General features: G+C 70.5%; 19 protein-coding genes. 10 read left to right on the top strand and 9 right to left on the bottom strand.

Translation table 11 applies throughout. From position 1 onward, the window contains the following. Window positions 1-5 precede the first annotated feature (5 nt). Genes OO60_RS07630 through OO60_RS07645 form a run of 4 tightly spaced genes read left to right on the top strand, consistent with a single transcriptional unit; the run spans window position 6 to window position 3,334 of the window. Window positions 6-848: an LLM class F420-dependent oxidoreductase gene (locus tag OO60_RS07630; protein ID WP_081911160.1), complete on the top strand. Its 843-nt coding sequence runs from the start codon at window positions 6-8 to the stop codon at window positions 846-848. Continuing rightward, window positions 845-1,450, top strand: coding sequence for an ABC transporter ATP-binding protein (locus OO60_RS07635; RefSeq protein WP_033261069.1), 606 nt, complete (start codon window positions 845-847; stop codon window positions 1,448-1,450). The genes OO60_RS07630 and OO60_RS07635 overlap by 4 nt, the downstream gene beginning before the upstream one ends. Next, a complete protein-coding gene (locus OO60_RS07640) occupies window positions 1,444-2,724 on the top strand; it encodes a hypothetical protein (RefSeq protein ID WP_033261070.1) in 1,281 nt (426 codons plus the stop codon). Before OO60_RS07635 ends, OO60_RS07640 begins: the two co-directional genes overlap by 7 nt. A 31-nt stretch (window positions 2,725-2,755) precedes the next feature. Beyond that, entirely contained in the window at window positions 2,756-3,334 is a 579-nt protein-coding gene (locus OO60_RS07645) for an EndoU domain-containing protein (protein WP_003057986.1), read from the top strand. Here the strand turns inward: OO60_RS07645 and OO60_RS07650 are convergent. Beyond that, entirely contained in the window at window positions 3,331-3,603 is a 273-nt protein-coding gene (locus tag OO60_RS07650; RefSeq protein WP_033261071.1) for a helix-turn-helix domain-containing protein, read from the bottom strand. The genes OO60_RS07645 and OO60_RS07650 overlap by 4 nt on opposite strands. 114 nt (window positions 3,604-3,717) lie before the next feature. Next, window positions 3,718-5,337: an alpha/beta hydrolase gene (locus OO60_RS07655; RefSeq protein WP_003057990.1), complete on the bottom strand. Its 1,620-nt coding sequence runs from the start codon at window positions 5,335-5,337 to the stop codon at window positions 3,718-3,720. Window positions 5,338-5,524: 187 nt separating this feature from the next. Here OO60_RS07655 and OO60_RS07660 point away from each other — a divergent pair, with 187 nt between their 5' ends. Together OO60_RS07660 and mctP are read left to right on the top strand one after the other, a co-directional pair. Then, window positions 5,525-5,803 (top strand): DUF3311 domain-containing protein, encoded by a 279-nt coding sequence (locus OO60_RS07660; protein WP_003057992.1) that lies wholly within the window; start codon window positions 5,525-5,527, stop codon window positions 5,801-5,803. Further along, window positions 5,800-7,455, top strand: a complete 1,656-nt coding sequence (mctP, locus tag OO60_RS07665; RefSeq protein ID WP_003057994.1) for a monocarboxylate uptake permease MctP — start codon at window positions 5,800-5,802, stop codon at window positions 7,453-7,455. The genes OO60_RS07660 and mctP overlap by 4 nt, the downstream gene beginning before the upstream one ends. Here mctP and OO60_RS07670 read toward each other — a convergent pair. Beyond that, window positions 7,452-8,045 carry a hypothetical protein gene (locus tag OO60_RS07670; RefSeq protein WP_003057996.1) on the bottom strand — a complete coding sequence of 198 codons (594 nt, stop codon included), beginning with the start codon at window positions 8,043-8,045 and terminating at the stop codon, window positions 7,452-7,454. The two genes, mctP and OO60_RS07670, sit on opposite strands and share 4 nt — an antisense overlap. A gap of 32 nt (window positions 8,046-8,077) precedes the next feature. On the opposite strand from OO60_RS07670, the gene OO60_RS07675 reads away from it, so the two are divergent. Beyond that, the gene (locus OO60_RS07675) at window positions 8,078-8,653 is read left to right on the top strand and encodes a peroxidase-related enzyme (protein WP_003057998.1); all 576 of its coding nucleotides are present in this window, start codon (window positions 8,078-8,080) and stop codon (window positions 8,651-8,653) included. On the opposite strand, the gene OO60_RS07680 is transcribed toward OO60_RS07675, so the two are convergent. The 4 genes from OO60_RS07680 to OO60_RS07690 all read right to left on the bottom strand — a co-directional run bounded on the left by OO60_RS07680 (window position 8,650) and on the right by OO60_RS07690 (window position 12,287). Continuing rightward, the gene (locus OO60_RS07680; RefSeq protein WP_003058000.1) at window positions 8,650-9,579 is read right to left on the bottom strand and encodes a bifunctional helix-turn-helix transcriptional regulator/GNAT family N-acetyltransferase; all 930 of its coding nucleotides are present in this window, start codon (window positions 9,577-9,579) and stop codon (window positions 8,650-8,652) included. The genes OO60_RS07675 and OO60_RS07680 overlap by 4 nt on opposite strands. A gap of 223 nt (window positions 9,580-9,802) precedes the next feature. Further along, window positions 9,803-9,964 (bottom strand): hypothetical protein, encoded by a 162-nt coding sequence (locus OO60_RS47085; RefSeq protein WP_003058002.1) that lies wholly within the window; start codon window positions 9,962-9,964, stop codon window positions 9,803-9,805. A gap of 248 nt (window positions 9,965-10,212) precedes the next feature. Further along, a complete protein-coding gene (locus OO60_RS07685) occupies window positions 10,213-11,403 on the bottom strand; it encodes an ATP-binding protein (RefSeq protein ID WP_003058004.1) in 1,191 nt (396 codons plus the stop codon). 155 nt (window positions 11,404-11,558) lie between these two features. Continuing rightward, window positions 11,559-12,287, bottom strand: a complete 729-nt coding sequence (locus tag OO60_RS07690; protein ID WP_003058005.1) for a MerR family transcriptional regulator — start codon at window positions 12,285-12,287, stop codon at window positions 11,559-11,561. Between the two features lie 171 nt (window positions 12,288-12,458). Here OO60_RS07690 and OO60_RS07695 point away from each other — a divergent pair, with 171 nt between their 5' ends. After that, on the top strand, window positions 12,459-13,004 hold the full coding sequence (locus OO60_RS07695) for a DoxX family protein (RefSeq protein WP_003058006.1): 546 nt from the start codon (window positions 12,459-12,461) through the stop codon (window positions 13,002-13,004). A 47-nt stretch (window positions 13,005-13,051) separates the two neighbouring features. Here OO60_RS07695 and OO60_RS07700 read toward each other — a convergent pair whose 3' ends face one another. Further along, window positions 13,052-14,341, bottom strand: a complete 1,290-nt coding sequence (locus OO60_RS07700) for an acetyl-CoA C-acetyltransferase (protein ID WP_033261072.1) — start codon at window positions 14,339-14,341, stop codon at window positions 13,052-13,054. 92 nt (window positions 14,342-14,433) lie between these two features. Here OO60_RS07700 and OO60_RS07705 point away from each other — a divergent pair, with 92 nt between their 5' ends. Further along, entirely contained in the window at window positions 14,434-15,768 is a 1,335-nt protein-coding gene (locus OO60_RS07705; protein WP_003058008.1) for a 3-oxoacyl-ACP reductase, read from the top strand. A 1-nt stretch (window position 15,769) separates the two neighbouring features. Next, window positions 15,770-16,603, top strand: coding sequence for a MaoC/PaaZ C-terminal domain-containing protein (locus OO60_RS07710; RefSeq protein ID WP_003058009.1), 834 nt, complete (start codon window positions 15,770-15,772; stop codon window positions 16,601-16,603). On the opposite strand, the gene OO60_RS07715 is transcribed toward OO60_RS07710, so the two are convergent. Further along, window positions 16,595-17,251, bottom strand: a complete 657-nt coding sequence (locus tag OO60_RS07715; RefSeq protein ID WP_043787198.1) for a TetR/AcrR family transcriptional regulator — start codon at window positions 17,249-17,251, stop codon at window positions 16,595-16,597. The two genes, OO60_RS07710 and OO60_RS07715, sit on opposite strands and share 9 nt — an antisense overlap. Window positions 17,252-17,286 lie beyond the last annotated feature (35 nt).

Below are 17,286 nucleotides of genomic sequence, written 5' to 3' on the forward strand. Positions count from 1 at the left end.
GCACCATGACTGGGGAATTCCGTTTCGGTGTCAACATGGTCGTGCCCGGCAGCCGCGCCGCCTGGGTCGAAAAGTGCCGCAAGGCCGAGGACCTCGGGTACGACGTCGTGTCCGCGGCCGACCACCTCGGCATGGCCCCGCCGTTCCCGGCGCTGGTGCTCGCCGCCGAGGCCACCTCGCGCGTCAAGGTGAACACCTACGTGCTGAACTGCGCGTTCTACAACCCGACGCTGCTGGCCCGGGAGGTCATCGGCACCGACCAGTTCACCGACGGCCGGCTGGAGCTGGGCCTCGGCGCGGGGTACGTGCAGGCGGAGTTCGAGGCCGCGGGGCTGCCGTTCCCGTCCGCCGGCGAGCGCGTCGACCACCTCGAGCGGACGATCACCGAGCTCAAGCGGCTCTACGCCGACCCGGAGCACAAGCCGGCGCCGGTGCGGAAGTCCGGGCCGCCGCTGCTGATCGGCGGCCGCGGCGACCGCGTGCTGGGCCTGGCCGTCGAGCACGCCGACATCATCGGCTTCACCGGCGGGGTGAGCGCGGAGCAGGTCGACGAGCGCGTCGCGTTCGTCCGCGCGAAGCTCGGTGACCGCCAGCCGGAGTTCAACCTGCTCGGCCAGTTCGTCACCATCACCGGCGACCGCGCAGCCGGGCTGGCCGAACTCGCCCAGCGCCTGCAGGGCCGGTTGACCGTCGAGCAGCTCGCCGAACTGCCGACGGCCTTCGTCGGCACGCCGGCGCAGATCGCCGACCAGATCCGCGGCCACCGGGAGCGGTACGGCTTCACCTACTTCACCATCCTCGAGATGCACCTGGAGGAGTTCGCGCCGGTCCTCGAGCACCTCCGGTGATCGACGCGAAGGCGCTCGGCGTCCGGGCCGGCGAACTGTGGCTGTTCGACGACCTGGACTTCGGCGTCGAGCCCGGCGAGTGCGCCGCGATCGTCGGGCCCAACAAGGCCGGCAAGTCGACCCTGCTGCGCTGCTTCTACGGCATGCAGCAGCCGCAGCGGGGCCGCGTCCTGGTGGACGGCAAGGTGCCGGACGAGCGGGACGTCGGGTTCCGCCGCAAGGTGTCGGTGCTCTTCGACGACTCCGACTTCTTCGCCGAGCTGACGCCGTTGCAGCACCTGGACCTGCTGTCCGGTTCGTTCGGCGCCGACCTCGGCGACCACGAGGAGCTGCTGCGCGACGCCGGCCTCGGCGACCGCATGCGCGTGACGGCCGGGCACTTCTCCGCGGGCCAGCGCCGGCGGCTGCTCCTGCTCGGCGTCACCGCCCGGCCGCACCGGGTGCTGCTGCTGGACGAGCCGGAACGCGCGCTGGACACCGCGGGCAAGGAGTGGCTGGTCGAGGTGATCGGCCGGTCGACGGCGGCCGGCGCGGCGGTCGTGGTGGCCACCCACCACCCGCCGCTGCTGGAAGCCGCGGACAGCGTGCTCGAACTGTGGTGACTCTGGCGCCGAAGCGGATGCGGATCCCCGGCCGGAAGCGGTTCGGCGGCATCTTCAGCGGCGACGTCGCCTCCTTCGCCTTCCTGTTCGGTTTCGGGTTCCTGTTCACCGCGTTCTTCCACGTCGACAGCTGGCGCCCGGCCCTCTACGGATCGTCCACTCCCGCCTTCCCGGCCGTGCTCGGGCTGCTCACGCTCTGCTGCGCGGTGGGCTGGCGCGGCCTGCTGCGCCGCGGTTTCGCCTGGGTCGAACCGGCCGAGCTGACCTGGCTCGACTTCGCCCCGGTGAACCGCGGCCGCGTCGTCACGCTGCGGCTGCTCGGCGCGTGGACCGGCGTGGTCGCGGTGACCGGTTACCTGGCCGCGCTGCTGCTCGCCGTCGGCGGTGCCGGGCTGGACCAGTGGCGGGCCGCGGTCGCGATGGTCGCCGCGACCGGCGTGACGGCCTTCGCGACGGCGAGGCGGACGTCGCTGCGGCTCGACGCGCTCGGTCCGCTGGCGCTCGCGGTCCTCGGCCTGGGGATCGCCGCGCTGCGCCTGGGCCCGGCGGCCGTCCAGCTCGTCGCGGCCGGCGTACTGGTCGCGGCGCTGCCGCTGGCCTTCGGCGGCGAGCCGGTGTCGGGCGCGGGCCGGGCGGCGCTGCTCGCCGGGTGGGACGGCCGGGTGCTGCGCTCGGTCGCCGTCACCTTCCTCGACCCCATGATGTTGCTCCCTCCGTCCGTGCCGGCCGGCGGGCTTTCGCTGCGCCGCCCCACCCCGCTGCGGCTGGCCTGGGCGGGCACGCTCGGCCGCTCCCGGTACGCGGGCGCGGCGCTGCTGATCGCCCTCGCGGTCGTCGTCGCGCACATCGCGGTGCCGACGGTGCCGGGCGCGGTCCTGATCGGCCTCGGCGGATACCTCGCGCTGACGCCGTTCGGCGCCGGGCTCGGCGAGCTCTGGCGCAACCCGGGCCGTCGGCGGTGGCTGGGTTCGGCGGACCGCGAGCTGGTGCTCGCCCACGGCCTGGTGCTCGGCGGCGTCGGCCTGGTCTGGACGGCTGCGCTCGTCGTGGTCACCCTCGCGGGTGGGACGTCGTTCGCCGCGACCGCGTGGCTCGCCGTGCCGCTTTCCGTGCTCTCGATCCTGCGCACGGTCACCCGGACCGCCGTTGACTACGCGAATCCCGGGTTCGTCGACACCCCGATGGGCCCGATGCCGGCCAACCTGACCCGGCAGCTGTTCCGCGGCCTCGACCTGCTGCTGGTCGGCATCGCGCTGCTCGCCGCCGCCGTTTGACCTACTCTCGGTGCGACGAAGGGAGCAGCCAGTGGGCGGCGGACACGCACCGGGCGTCGGACGGCGGGCGACCAGCGAGTTCCCGGCCGGCTGGAGCGACGAGCACATCATCTCGGTCGTCAAGGACGTCGCCAACGATCCCAGCGAGGCCCGCTGCCAGCAGCGCAACGGCCGCTGGCGGTGTGCCGGCGAGCGGTTCAACGTCCACCTGATCGTCCTGGTCGAGGACAACGGGCACGTGCACACCGCCTACCCGGTGGCCGGGCCCGGCGTGGTCCGCAACCCCGACACCGCGCGCGACCCGGCGAACCCGACGGTCGCCGACCTGCAGGGCAACCGCATCAGCTTCTTCGCCGACAGCATCCTGACCCACCTCGCCGACCGGCTCTCGCCGGAGGACTACACGCACTACCGCACGCTGCTGTGGGCCGGCGAGTGGGAGGAGCTGGCCGACGTGCTGGCCGCGCACGCCGTCAAGCTCGGCTTCGGCTTCTCGGCCGACGAGTTCTCCGACTTCGAGAAGCTGCTCAACAGCTACGACCTGCCGGTGCCGGGCTGCGCGTTCCTCAACGACCGCGAGCACATCCTCCGGCAGCTGCGCCCGATCTAACTGGCCTGCGAAAGCGGCGGTGACGCGGCGGGCGTGACGGCCGCGCGCAGCTCCTCCAGCGGCAGGCCGACGGCGTCGGCGATGGCCGCGACCGTGAAGAACGCCGGCGTCGGGATGCGGCCGGTCTCGATCTTCCGGAGCGTCTCGACGGAGATCCCGGCCTCGGCGGCGACGTCGACCATGCTGCGGCCGGCGCGCGCCGCCCGCAGCGCCAGGCCGAGGCGCTCGCCCCGTTCGCGCTCTTCGTCCGTCAGCGGCACTCGCACCATGAGCGGGATTCTAATACCAGTAGTTGTCCACTGCCTGTGGACAACTCTGTGCACAGGTGTGGAAAAGGCCCCGCCGACCCGAAGATCGGCGGGGCCCCACCACATCTAGTGCCCTCAGGCGCCCGCGGGCACCGGAAGTGGCATGCCGGGCAGGCTCTGGTCGTTCGGCACGACGCCGTCGACCAGGTAGGCCTCCACGACCTTGTCCACACCCGCGTTGCCGCCGGCGTAGATGCCGTGGTCACCCTCACCGGTGATCGTCAGCATCCGCGAACCCGCGAACGCCTTGTGCGCCCGCTTCGCGCCCTCGATCGGCGTCGCCGGGTCGTGCTCCGACTCGACGATCAGCACCGGCGGGACACCCTTGCCGTCCAGCACCGGCAGCGGGGACGGCGGCTTCTTCCAGAACAGGCACGGCTGGATGAACCAGCCCGCGCCGAGCAGGGGCAGCTGCTGGTCGATCAGCTTCTGCGACTGCTTGATGGCGCTCTGGGTCGAGCCGGTCCACGGACCCTCGTTGCACGGGATCGTCCAGAACGAGGCGTCGTAGGCGTCGCCGTCGGTCGGGACCATCAGCGGCTGCGCGCCGGAGGTCTCGGTGCTCTTGTCGGCGGCCTTGACCTTCTGCGCGGCCGACGACTTGGCCTGCGCCGACGCGGTGCCCTGGGTCAGCGTGCGGACGCTGACCAGGTAGTCGGCCAGGCCCGGGAAGGACCGCTTCGAGTAGATGTTCGACGCGATGAACGAGTCGAGGCCGTTGGCCGAGACGGTCGAACCGTCGGGCAGGGTGACCGCGCCCTGGGTCAGGGCGTAGCGGACCTGCTCGTAGGTCTGGCGGGCGGCCTCGCCGGTGGTGCCGAAGTGGTAGAGCTTGTCGTACTTCGCCACCCACGGGAGGAAGTCCTGCCGGAAGCGGCGCTCGAAGCCGAGCGGCTGCCAGTCGAACGACTTCTGCCAGGTCGTGGTGAACTCCGTCGAGGAGTCGAGGACGAACCGGCCGGTGCGCGTCGGGTAGGCCTGCGCGTAGTGCGCGCCCATCCAGGTGCCCGCCGAGTAGCCGACCCAGTTGATCTTGTCGCGGCCGAGCAGCACGCGCAGCAGGTCGATGTCCTTGACCGTCTGGTCGGTGTTGATCAGCGGGCCCAGCTCGCCGGACTTCTGCTGGCAGGACAGCGCCGCGTACTTCGTCGCCTGCAGGATCAGGTTCAGGTTGTCCTTCGACCGGTCACGCGGGTCGAGGTCCGAGCCGGTGCCGATGGCGCCACCGCAGGTGATGTTCGTGCTCTTGCCGGTGCCACGCGGGTCGAACCCGACGATCTCCTGGTGCTCGCGCAGCTTCGGCTGGTTGCGCAGGCGGGCCGGGAAGTTGCGCCCGGGCGCCCCCGGGCCGCCCGGGTTGGTGACGACGCTGGCCGTCGCGTCCTTGGTCGCCTTCAGCCGGCTGACCGCGATGGTCAGGTCGATCTGGGCGTTCGCCTGGTACCAGTTGCGCGGCGTCTTGTACGTCGCGCACTCCATGTCTTCGGCGCCCGCGGGCGGGGCCGTGGGCAGCTCGGAAGGGACGGCGCACTTGTGCCAGTCCAGCTTCTGGTTCGCGTACTGCGGCGGGATGTTCGTGGAGTTCAGCGGCTGCTTACCGGCCGCGACCTCCTGCCCTGCGAACGCAGGGGTGAACCCGGCCAGCAGGGTGCCGGCAATGGCCGGGATCACCACCGCGTAGCGGAGTCGTGTCATACGGTTGCCCCTTTTGGGTATTCGCGTGTGGAGTCGGGCTATTGATATCGGGCCCGTCCGGGCAGGGCAAGCGACGTTGGTCGGCATCGGCGGCCGGGGCGATCAAATCGATATCGGACAGACGTGACTCGCTGTCACCCAGGTTCTAAGGTCAGGCAGTCGGTTACGGGAGTGTTAGGTGAGGTCGATGTCGACGGTGAAACACGACGGAAAGGTGCGCGGGTTTCAGTTCAGCCCGTGGAACCTGCTCCTGATCGTCCCGCTGCTTGTCCTGGTCACCCCCCTGTTCAACCTGGACGGCCCCCGGCTGTTCGGGATGCCGTTCTTCTACTGGTTCCAGTTCCTCATGGTCGGCGTCGGGGTGCTCAGCACCTGGATCGTCTACCTGATGACGCGGGACAAGCCGACCGCTGACGCGCCGGACAAGCTGAGCGTCGACGACCTGGACGAGGGGGACGCTCGATGAGCAACCTGCAGTGGCCCGAACTGATCATCTTCACGATCCTGTTCGCCCTGGTCACCGTGCTCGGCTTCATGGCGTCGCGGTGGCAGCGCGGCAGCACGCTGGACCACCTGGACGAATGGGGGCTCGGCGGCCGCAAGTTCGGTTCGTGGATCACCTGGTTCCTGCTCGGCGGTGACCTCTACACGGCGTACACGTTCGTCGCGGTGCCCGCGCTGGTGTTCAGCGCCGGCGCGCTCGGCCTGTACGCGCTGCCGTACACGATCGTCGTCTACCCGATCGTCCTGCTGCCGGCGCTGCGGATGTGGTCGGTTTCGCGGGTGCGCGGGTACGTCACCCCGGCCGACTTCGTGCGCGGCCGCTTCGGCTCGCCGGTCCTCGCGCTGCTGGTGGCGATCACCGGCATCGTCGCGACCATGCCGTACATCGCGCTGCAGCTGGTCGGCCTCGAAGCCGTGCTGCGGACGATGGGCATCAACGGCTCCGGCATCGTCGGGCACCTGCCGCTGCTGGTCGCCTTCATCATCCTGGCCTTCTACACCTACCAGTCCGGCCTGCGGGCGCCCGCGCTGATCGCGTTCGTCAAGGACATCCTGATCTACATCGTGATCCTGGTGGCGATCATCTACCTGCCCTCGAAGCTGGGCGGCTGGTCGCACATCTTCGACGCGGCGGCGAAGAAGCTCGGCACCCCGAACCCGGCCACCGGCAAGCCGGCCGGCTCGATCCTGCTGACGGCCAACAACCAGCTGCAGTACGCAACGCTGGCGCTGGGTTCGGCGCTCGCGCTGTTCCTCTACCCGCACTCGCTGACCAGCGTGCTCGCTTCGCGCGGCCGCAACGTCATCAAGCGGAACATGGTCGCGCTGCCGGCGTACTCGCTGGTGCTGGGCCTGCTGGCGCTGCTGGGGTACGTGGCGATCACCGCGGGTGTCAAGCCGCTGACGAACGCGGCGACCGGCAAGGCGGACGGCAACACGATCGTCCCGGTGCTGTTCGACAGCCAGTTCTCGTCCTGGTTCGCCGGCATCGCGTTCGCCGCGATCGGCATCGGCGCCCTGGTGCCGGCGGCGATCATGTCGATCGCCGCGGCGAACCTGTGGACCCGCAACATCTACAAGGAGTACATCCGGAAGAACGCGACCCCGGCCGAAGAGGCGAAGCAGGCGAAGCTCGCTTCGCTGGTCGTGAAGCTCGGCGCGGTGGCCGTGATCATCCTGATCGACCCGCAGTTCTCGATCGACCTCCAGCTCATCGGCGGCGTGCTGATCCTGCAGACGCTGCCGGCGGTCGCGCTGGCGCTGTACACGCGCTGGTTCCACCGCTGGGGCCTGATCGCGGGCTGGGTCGTCGGCATCGGCTGGGGCCTGATCATGCTGTACGGCATCCCCAACCCGGCCAACGGCAAGCAGCACTTCGGCGGCTCGGCGCTGGCGCTGGGCAACATGTCGATCTTCGGCTGGCACCCGTTCTCGGGTTCCCAGGTGCAGATCTACGTCGGGTTCGTGGCCCTGGTCGCGAACCTGGTGGTGGCGGCGATCGTCACGGTGATCGCGCGGCAGCTGAAGGTGTTCAACGGCACCGACGACACCAACGCCGAGGACTACCACGCCGACGAGAACGACAAGGACCTGCGCCCGATCGGCGTCCACTAAGGACGGAGCAGGGCCCGGGAGACGAGGTAGAGCACCACGCCGTTGAGCAGGTGCCAGAGGAAGTGCGTGCCGGCCGGGACGTAGTCACACACGTCCCGGTCGAGCGTGCGCAAGCTGAGTGAGAGCGCGAAAACCGCGCCCGCCACGGCGAACTGCGTCCAGGCGGCGTCGCGCTTGACGGCGAGTACCGCGGCGAAGGCGAACAAGCCGATCAGCGGCGCGAGGTACAGCCCGCCGCCCAGCAACGCCGTGACGACGGTGAGCGCGAGGAACGCGGGCGGCCCGAGCCACCACAGCCGCCACCCGAAGAACACGCGCGGGAACAACCCGGCGTACACCAGCACGAAGACGAGGATGGCCAGCGAGTCCGCGGCCCCGGCCCACCGCGTCGCCAGCAGGTGGAAGACGCTGCTGGCCACGAAGATCAGCCCGATGAGCCCGGCCAGCACCCGGCCGGTGCGGTCCCCCGCGGCCAGCCGCCACACGAGGACGGCGGCGATGAGGAACGCGAGATTGCTGAGACTGTTGAGCGGCTCACCCCAGAGCCCGGGCGCAACGCGTTCGCAGTACCCGTCGACGTAGTCCGGCACGCGACCAGCCAACCACGACTAGCGTGAAGCCCATGAGCGACGCCGTCAGCCGGTTCCCGGTGACCGAACTGGAAGACCTGCCCGACGACCTGCGCGAGCGCGTCGGTGCGATCGCGGAGAAGTCCGGGTTCGTGCCGAACATCTTCCGCGCCCTCGGCCACCGGCCCGCCGAGCTGCGCGCGTTCCTCGACTACCACGACGCCCTGATGGACCGCCCCGGCGGCCTCACCAAGGCCGAACGCGAGCTGGTCGTCGTCGCCACGTCCGGGGCCAACCACTGCACCTACTGCGTCGTCGCGCACGGCGCCATCCTGCGCATCCGGGCCAAGGACCCGGAGCTGGCCGACCGGGTGTCGAGCAACCCGTGGCAGGTGGAGCTGGACGAGCGCGGCCGCGCGATCATCGACCTCGCGCTCGCCCTCGCCCAGGACTCGGCGTTGTTCGGCGAAGGCGACCTCGAGGCCGCGCGCAACGCCGGCCTCACCGACGACGAAATCTGGGACGTCGGCGCGATCACGGCGTTGTTCGCGATGTCGAACCGCCTCGCCCACCTCACGGCGTTGCGGCCGAACCCGGAGTTCTTCCTGCTCGGCCGGCTCCCCCGCTAGAACTCCAGGCGCCAGAACTGCTGGACGAGCGCCGGTCCGAAGCCGTCGTGGGGCTCCTCCTTCACCAGCTCGAACCCGGCCGCGCGGTAGATCGCGTGCGCGGCGGTGAGCGCCGACATCGTCCACAGCTCCACCGCCCGGTAGCCGTGCGCCCTGGCGAACGACACGCACTCGGCCACCAGCCGCTTGCCCACGCCGTGGCCCCGCGCCGACGGCTCCAGCAGCAGCAGGCGCAGCTGCGCGGCGCCGTCCTCCCCGCGCTCGCAGCCGATGCTGCCCACGCGCTCGCCGTCCAGCTCGGCGATCCAGAACGCCTGCTTGGGGTCGTCGTGCCGGTCGAGGAAGCCGGCGGCCGCCCGCGCGACCAGCGCCTCGAAGCGGGCGTCGAAGCCGTACTCCCGCGCGTACAACGCGCCGTGGCGTTCCACCACCCAACCGAGGTCACCCGGTCGTGGCGGGCGGAGGACGAGGGCCGGGTCGCGCCGCCGGTCGCCGACCAGGTCGCCGATCGTGCGCATCGCCGTCAGCAGGCGCTGCTGGTCCTCGTCGGCGAAGCGCCGCAACAGCCCGCCGATCTGCTCGGAGGACCGGCGGTTCAGCACCGCGAAGGCGTCCCGGCCCGCGGTAGTCGGCCGCACGAGCTGGCGGCGGGCGTCCTCCTCGGACCGTTCGCGCACGATGAGCCCGCGCGACTCGAGGCGGGCGAGCAGCCTGCTCGCGTAGCCGGCGTCGAGCTCGAGACGTTTCCGCAGGTCAGTGACCGGCATCGGGTCCTGGTGGGCGAGCTCGAACAGCACGCGGGCTTCCGGCAGCGAGTACTCGGCGTCCGCCGGGCCTTCGTCGAGCACGCCGATGACCCCGGTGTAGAGCCGGTTGAAGGCACGGACCGCGGCGACCCGGCCGGCGAGCTGAGCAGCGTCGTTCATTGACCACCTCAACAAGTTCGTTGACGAAGTCAAAGATTACCGGACACATCGGCGGCGGCAAGGGAGTTTCCGGGGAAATGGGAAACCCCGTGATGCTGCCAGGTCGGGGGTCCGCCAGCATCACGGGGTCGTACTGGGTATCGACGCCCCTCTGGGCGGCGTTACACCGTGAGCACTATGTGGCCTAGGTCACTCTAACGGGTGACCGCCACGGGGTGAGAGATCAGCGCATGTAGCCCGAGCGAGCCTGCGCGATCGCGATGAGTTCCTGACGGACCGTCGCGGTGGCGGCGGTGTCGATCGCCCGGTTCAGCGCCCGGCGAGTGCGAGCCTCGGCGCGACGGGCACGGAGCTTGGCGGCGATGTTGTTCATCGGTTTCTGCATCCCCTTCGAGGGTCTTGGTGGCTTGTAGGTCTAGTATGCGCCTTTTTTCACAAGGACGCCAATGAATATCCGGTGATGTGGCGCACTCGCCGATGAATCATCGGCAAACTTGGGTATGGGCCGGAGGGATGTGGGGTGGCGGCCATCACGGCGACGCAACCCGCTACGGCTGTATGCGCCTCTATAGCAAAAATCCAATACAGCCTTAGTGACGCTCATAGACCGCGAGACAGCCGGAAAAGCCCAGTTCAGTCGCGGCCGAGCAGGTAGTGGCCGAAGTGCGGCACGGTGAAGGCGATCTGCCCCCGCTCGGCGGAGTACACGAGGCCCTTCTTCATCAGGCTGTCGCGCGCCGGCGACAGCGACGACGGCTTCCGCCCGAGGAACACGGCGACGTCGGCGGTGCCGGCTGGCTCGTCGCGGCCCTGGGTCAGCGAGGCCATCGCCTGCAGGTACTCGCGCTCGGCGGGCGTCGCGCGTTCGTAGCGCGAGCCGAAGAAGCCGACCGCCAGCTCCGACTCGGCTTCGGGCGCCGCGACCTGGACGTCCTTCACCGTGATCGGGTCGGACGGCGCCGCGTCCCAGGCCGCCTTGCCGTAGGCCTGGATGAAGTAGGGGTAGCCGCCGGACGCGTCGAAGAGCGCGTCGAGGGCTTCCGGCTCGATGCCGGCGTCCTCGCGCTCGATCGGTGCCATCACGGCGAAGTCGGCGTCCTCGCGGCTGAGCCGGTCGATGCGCGCGTACCGGAACAGCCGCTCGGAGTAGGACTTCGACGCCGAGAGCACCGCGGGCACGTGCGGCAGCCCGGCGCCGACGACCACCAGCGGCGCACCGGACTGGGACAGCTCGTGGCAGGCCGCGCACAACGCCGAGACGTCGTCGGGCTGCAGGTCCTGGATCTCGTCGATGAGCAGCGCGACGCCGGTCCCGACGTCGGCCGCCAGCTCGGCGACGTCGGTGAACAGCTCGACGAGGTCGATCTCGATGTCCCCGGAGTCGGCCCGCCCCTGCGCGGCGGGCACGTCGATGCCCGGCTGCCAGCGGTCCCGCAGCTTGGCGTCGGGCTTGTTGGCCCGCAGCGCAAACGCTTTCAGCACGCCGAGCACCTCTTCGACCCGGTCCGGCGCGCGGTGCCGCACGGCGAGGTCCCGGATGGCCCGGTGCAGCGCGGCCGACAGCGGCCGCCGCAGCTCGGCGTCCGGCCGCGCCTCGATCTTCCCGGCACCCCACTTGTGCCGCACGGCCATCGCCCGCAGCTCCCCGAGGAGCACGGTCTTGCCGACGCCGCGGAGGCCGGTGAGGACGAGACTGCGTTCGGGTCTCCCCCGCGCCACCCGCTCCAGCACCACTTCGAAGGCCTTGAGCTCACGCTCGCGGCCGGCCAGCTCGGGCGGCCGTTGGCCGGCGCCCGGCGCGAAGGGGTTGCGGATGGGGTCCACTCTGCCAAGTTATCGGCGTTTCTAGGGTGAGCCCGATATTCCGCCATAGAGGGCTAGCGCGTGTCGCCCAGGTTCGACCGGATGGCCGTACATAGAGACGAACAGGTCTGCAGCCCTGCTCGTCCCTACCCCCAGTGCGCCCTTACGACGCACCACTAACCGGTCAGGTTCCGTTCCGCGTAGATCTTCATCGCGTCCCGGACGAATTCCGCCGTCGCGCCTTCGAAGCCGTAGCGCGGGTCGTCCACGTACAGCTGCCCGAGGCCCGCGAAGTACCCCGCGGACACCGTCGACACCGCCGGCCGCAGCCACTCGTACAGCCGCCGCGTGATCGCCTGGACCTCGTCGGAGCCCGGAGCGAGCCCGGCGGCCGCGCCGAACGCCGCCGCGATGTCCCGCTGCTCCTGCTGGTGGGCCTGTTTCTCCGCCGCCGACAACGACGACCACCACTGGTCACCGCGCCGGTACGCGTCGGCGCCCCAGCGCGAAGTGACCTCCTTCTCGTACTTCGTGTGGTCGAAGCCGTCGAAGATTTCCTCTGCCATCAGTCGTTCACCTCCCTTCAGTTTCCGGAGGGTCGTGCGGACCGACTCGATCTGCCGACCGATCCGCCGCTGCTCCTCTTCGAGCAGCTCCAGGTGGGTTTCGAGCGCCGCGGCGCTGTCTCGCTGCCCGTCGAGCACCTCGGCGATCGCCGGCAGCCCGAGGCCGAGCTCGCGCAGCAGCAGGATCCGCTGCAGCCGGACGAGTGCCTGCTCGTCGTAGTAGCGGTAGCCGTTGCCGCCGATCCGGCTGGGTTCGAGCAGGCCGACAGCGCCGTAGTGGCGCAGGGTCCGGCTCGTGGTCCCGGCCGAGCGGGCGATGTCCTGGATCGACCACTCCATGCCGACGACGATAGAAGTTGACGCAGCGTCAAGGTCAACCGCTAACGCTGTCTAATGCTTTCTAGCACCACAGCTATAAAGAGCCAGAAAGCCCGATGAGGATTCGAGCCCGGGCCGAGCGGGCATCCACGGAGTAGGTTCGACCAGGCAGCGGCCCGTACGAGGAAGGCTATGACCGTGATACTCCGTCGAGTGGCACGTCCCCTGCTCGCCACGATCTTCGTGACGGGCGGGATCAATGCGCTGAGGCAGGCCGAGGGCCACGCCAAGGCGGCGGAACCGTTCCTCAACAGCGCGATCGACAAGTTCGGCGACAAGCTCCCGGAGCAGATCCCGCGGGACCCGGTGACGCTCGTCCGGATCGACGCCGCGGTGAAGATCGGCGCCGGCCTCGCGCTCGCGTCCGGCAAGGCGCCGCGGCTGGCGGCGGGGCTGCTCCTCGGCAGCCTGGTGCCGACGACGCTTTCGACGCACAGCTTCTGGACCATCAAGGACCCGGGCGAGCGCCAGCAGCAGCAGATCCAGTTCTTCAAGAACGCGAGCCTGGCCGGTGGCCTGCTCCTCGCGGTCGCCGACACGCACGGGAAGCCGTCGGCGGCTTGGCGCGCGAAGCACGCCACGAAGGACGTCGGCACCGCGGCCGGGAAGCTGAGCCGCAAGGCCGAGAAGCGGGCGAACAAGCTCGCGAAGCGGGCCCAGAAGGCCCTCCCCAACTAGAACGCGAAAAGGGCCGTCCCCCGCGGGGGACGGCCCATTTGCGTGCGTTACTTCTCCAGGATCGCGGTGACGCCCTGGCCACCGGCCGCGCAGATCGAGATCAGGCCGCGGCCGGACCCCTTCTCGTGCAGCAGCTTCGCCAGCGTCGCGACGATCCGGCCGCCGGTCGCGGCGAACGGGTGCCCGGCCGCCAGCGACGAGCCGTTGACGTTCAGCTTCGCCCGGTCGATCGCGCCGAGCGGCTCGTCCAGGTCCAGCTTCTCCTTGGCGAACGCCGGGTCCTCCCACGCCTTGAGCGTGGCCAGCACCTGCGACGCGAACGCCTCGTGGATCTCGTAGAAGTCGAAGTCCTGCAGCGACAGCCCGGCGCGCGCGAGCATCCGCGGCACGGCGTACGCGGGCGCCATCAGGAGGCCCTCCTCGCCGTGGACGTAGTCGACGGCCGCGGTCTGCGAGAACGTCAGGTACGCCAGCACCGGCAGCTTGTGCGCCTTCGCCCACTCGTCGGTGGCGAGCAGGACCGCCGACGCACCGTCGGTCAGCGGCGTCGAGTTGCCCGCCGTCATCGTGCCGTCCGGGCCGCCGAACGCCGGCTTGAGCTTGGCGAGCTTCTCCGCGGTCGAATCCGGGCGCAGGTTCTGGTCGCGCGCGAGCTTGAGGAACGGCGTCACGAGGTCGTCGAAGAACCCGCGGTCGTAGGCGGCGGCGAGCTTCTGGTGGCTGCTCGCGGCGAGCTCGTCCTGTGCCTCGCGGGTGATCTCCCAGATCTTCGCGGTCAGCGCCGCGTGCTCGCCCATCGACAGGCCGGTGCGCGGCTCGGAGTTGCGCGGGATCGCCGGGACGATGTGCCCGGGCCGGAGCTTCGCGACGAGCCTGAGCCGGTCGCCGAGCGTCTTGGCCGCGTTGAGCTGGATGAGGATCTGGCGCAGGTCCTCGTTGACGGCCAGCGGCGCGTCGCTCGTGGTGTCGACGCCGCCGGCGATGGCCGAGTCGATCTGCCCGAGCGCGATCTTGTTGGCGACGTTGACGATCGCCTGCAGGCCGGTGCCGCACGCCATCTGGACGTCGGACGCCGGCGTGGCGGGCGAGAGCTTGCTGCCGAGCACGCTCTCGCGGGCCAGGTTGAAGTCCTTGGAGTGCTTGAGCACGGCGCCGGCGGCGACCTCGCCGATCACCTCGTCCTGCAGCGAGAAGCGGCTGACCAGGCCGTCGAGCGCGGCGGTGAACATGTCCTGGTTCGACGCCTTCGCGTACGGCCCGTTGGACCGCGCGAAGGGGATCCGGTTGCCCCCGATGATCGCGACCTTGCGCACGGCGGGTGTCTTCTTCGGCGGCATGACTTCACCTCTCTGGTCGTGTCCCTCACACTGTAACCTACTCGGGAGTAGGTTAGACTGCGACGTGACGCAGACGGCACGGGAGGCATCCGATGGCTGACAGGTACCAGCAGTTCACGAAAACCCCGGTGGGGAAGTTCGTGGTGCCGAAGCTCGGCCTGCCCAATCCCGCGACGCTGCGCCGGTACAAGCCCGGGCAACCCGCTCTCGAGGGTCCCGCACTTCTCGGCTCCGCGCCTGGTAGCCGGCTCGAGAAGACCCTGCGCGACCAGCTGGCCGACGCCGGCATCGAGGTCGTCACCTCGGCGGTGGACCGGCACGCGGCGCTGGTCTTCGACGCCACCGGCGTCACCGACCCCGCCCGGCTGCGCGAGGTCTACGACTTCTTCCACCCGGTGATCCGCAGCGTCGGGCCGTCCGGCCGGGTCGTCGTGCTCGGCACCCCGCCCGAGCAGGTCGAGGGCCGCGAGCGGATCGCCCAGCGTGCGCTCGAAGGATTCATCCGCTCGGTGGGCAAGGAGCTGAAGCGCGGCGCGACCGCTCAGCTCGTGTACGTCGCCGAAGGCGCCGAAGAGGCGACGGAGTCGACGCTGCGCTTCCTGCTTTCGGCGAAGTCGGCGTTCGTCGACGCGCAGGTCATCCGGATCGGCACCGAAGGCAAGACGGCTGCGGCCCCGGCGAGCTGGGAGAAGCCCCTCGACGGCAAGGTCGCGCTGGTCACCGGGGCCTCCCGCGGCATCGGCGCGGCGATCGCCGAGGTGCTGGCCCGCGACGGCGCGCACGTCGTCGCGCTCGACATCCCCGCCCAGGGCGGCGACCTGTCGAAGGTCGCCAACAAGGTCGGCGGGTCGTCGCTGCAGCTCGACATCACTTCGCCGAGCGCGCCCGCGAAGCTCGCGGAGTACCTGAAGGAACGGCACGGCGGTGTCGACATCGTCGTGCACAACGCCGGGATCACCCGCGACAAGACGCTGGGGAACATGAGCGAGAGCGCGTGGGACTCGGTGATCGCGGTGAACCTGGCGGCGCAGCTCGCGGTGAACGACAAGCTCCTCGCCGACCGCGTGCTGAACGAAAACGGCCGCATCATCGGCGTCTCGTCGATCGCGGGCATCGCCGGGAACGTCGGCCAGACGAACTACGCGACGTCGAAGGCGGGCGTGATCGGCATGGTCAACGTCGGCGCCCCGCAGCTCGCGGCGTACGGCGGCACCATCAACGCCGTGGCGCCCGGGTTCATCGAGACCAAGATGACGGCCGCGGTCCCGCTGTTCATCCGCGAAGCCGGGCGTCGGCTGTCCAGCCTCGGCCAGGGCGGCCTGCCGGTCGACGTCGCCGAGACGATCGCCTGGTACGCGAACCCGGCGTCGGCCGCGGTGAACGGCAACGTGGTCCGCGTCTGCGGCCAGGCCCTGCTGGGGGCGTGACGTGGCGATCCGCGAACTCGACAGCACGCCGAGCCTGGCCACGCTCTACCCGAAGGCGCTGCTCGGCCTGCGCAAGACGGGCTCTTCGCTGCCCGACACCGAGCTGGTGCGGACGGGTGTGGTCGTCGACCCGGCGCACCTGGCGGCGTACAACACGGTGTGCGGCTTCCGGCTGAGCGACGAGCTGCCGGCGACGTACCCGCACATGCTGGCGTTCCCGCTGCAGATGGCGCTGATGACCGAGCCGGGCTTCCCGTTCCCGCTGCTCGGCATGGTGCACGTGGCGAACCGGATCACGCAGCACCGCGCGCTGCGCGTGGGCGAGCCGCTGACCGTGCGGGTGCGCGCGGAGAACCTGCGTCCGCACGAGAAGGGCCGCCAGTTCGACGTCGTCAGCGAGGCCTGGACCGGCGATCACCTCGTTTGGGCCGACGTCAGCACCTACCTGCGTCGCGGCCCTTCGTCGGGCCCGGCCGGCCGCCGCGAGCAGCTGGCCCCGCCGACGCCGGACGCGCTCTGGCGGGTCCCGGCCGACATCGGCCGGCGCTACGCGGAGGTCTCCGGCGACCGCAACCCGATCCACCTGCACCCGCTGACGGCGCGCCTGTTCGGCTTCCCGCGCGCGATCGCGCACGGCATGTGGACGAAGGCCCACGCGCTGGCGGCGTTCGAAGGACGGCTGCCGGAGGCGTTCGCGGTGGACGTCCGCTTCAAGCAGCCGGTGCTGCTGCCGGCCAAGGCCGCGTTCACCTCGTGGGCCACGCCAGAGGGCTGGGCCTTCGAGCTGTGGGGCGGCTCGAAGCCGCACCTGGAGGGGACGATCAGCTCACTCTGACGGCTTCCAGACCGCGCCCTCGATGAGGTCGTTGAAGCCGAGCCAGACGAGGTTCATCAGCCAGGAGGCCAGGACGCCGTCGGAGATGTCGGGGTGGTCGAGGGCCCAGTCGGCCAGCGACTCGGCCCCGCCGACCAGCGACGCCGCCAGGCCTTCGCCGGAGAACTCGGCCTGCTCGCCGACGCCCTTGCGGGTGCCGGCGGAGACGACGAGCGCGGCGACGAGCTGGATCGCGCGCGCCCGCATGTCGGTGATTTCCGCGGCGAAGGCCCCGCCGACGGTGAGGGCCTGGCGGTGCAGGACCGTCCACGACTCGCGGTACTCGGCGACGAAGCGGTAGAAGGAACGCAGACCGTGCCAGAGCTGCATGTCCGGCGGCAGGTCCGGCTGCACGCCGGCCTGGATGGCCTCGAGCAGCCGCGTCGCCTCCCGGCGGATGCACGCGCCGAAGAGGTCCTCCTTCGAGCCGAGGTAGGTGTAGATCATCGGCTTGGAGACGCCGGCGACGTCGGAGATTTCGTCCATCGACGCGGCGTGGTAGCCGTGCCGCGAGAAGACCTGGACGGCCGCGTCCAGGATCTGCCGCTCGCGCACGGCACGCGGCAGCCGCCTGGCCCGTTCGGGCGGACGCTGATCTTCCTCTGACACGCTGGACCTCCTCGTTGCTGCCCGGAGACGGTACC

It is taken from the genome of Amycolatopsis vancoresmycina (assembly GCF_000716785.1).
Classification (GTDB): Bacteria; Actinomycetota; Actinomycetes; order Mycobacteriales; family Pseudonocardiaceae; genus Amycolatopsis; species Amycolatopsis vancoresmycina.

Coding starts and splice junctions, on each gene's coding strand:
- OO60_RS47085 (WP_003058002.1), bottom strand. CDS start 9,964: ATGCAGAAACCGATGAACAACATCGCCGCCAAGCTCCGTGCCCGTCGC.
- OO60_RS07675 (WP_003057998.1), top strand. CDS start 8,078: ATGAGCGACGCCGTCAGCCGGTTCCCGGTGACCGAACTGGAAGACCTG.
- OO60_RS07690 (WP_003058005.1), bottom strand. CDS start 12,287: ATGGAGTGGTCGATCCAGGACATCGCCCGCTCGGCCGGGACCACGAGC.
- OO60_RS07695 (WP_003058006.1), top strand. CDS start 12,459: ATGACCGTGATACTCCGTCGAGTGGCACGTCCCCTGCTCGCCACGATC.
- mctP (WP_003057994.1), top strand. CDS start 5,800: ATGAGCAACCTGCAGTGGCCCGAACTGATCATCTTCACGATCCTGTTC.
- OO60_RS07660 (WP_003057992.1), top strand. CDS start 5,525: ATGTCGACGGTGAAACACGACGGAAAGGTGCGCGGGTTTCAGTTCAGC.
- OO60_RS07650 (WP_033261071.1), bottom strand. CDS start 3,603: ATGGTGCGAGTGCCGCTGACGGACGAAGAGCGCGAACGGGGCGAGCGC.
- OO60_RS07680 (WP_003058000.1), bottom strand. CDS start 9,579: ATGAACGACGCTGCTCAGCTCGCCGGCCGGGTCGCCGCGGTCCGTGCC.
- OO60_RS07700 (WP_033261072.1), bottom strand. CDS start 14,341: ATGCCGCCGAAGAAGACACCCGCCGTGCGCAAGGTCGCGATCATCGGG.
- OO60_RS07655 (WP_003057990.1), bottom strand. CDS start 5,337: ATGACACGACTCCGCTACGCGGTGGTGATCCCGGCCATTGCCGGCACC.
- OO60_RS07705 (WP_003058008.1), top strand. CDS start 14,434: ATGGCTGACAGGTACCAGCAGTTCACGAAAACCCCGGTGGGGAAGTTC.
- OO60_RS07630 (WP_081911160.1), top strand. CDS start 6: ATGACTGGGGAATTCCGTTTCGGTGTCAACATGGTCGTGCCCGGCAGC.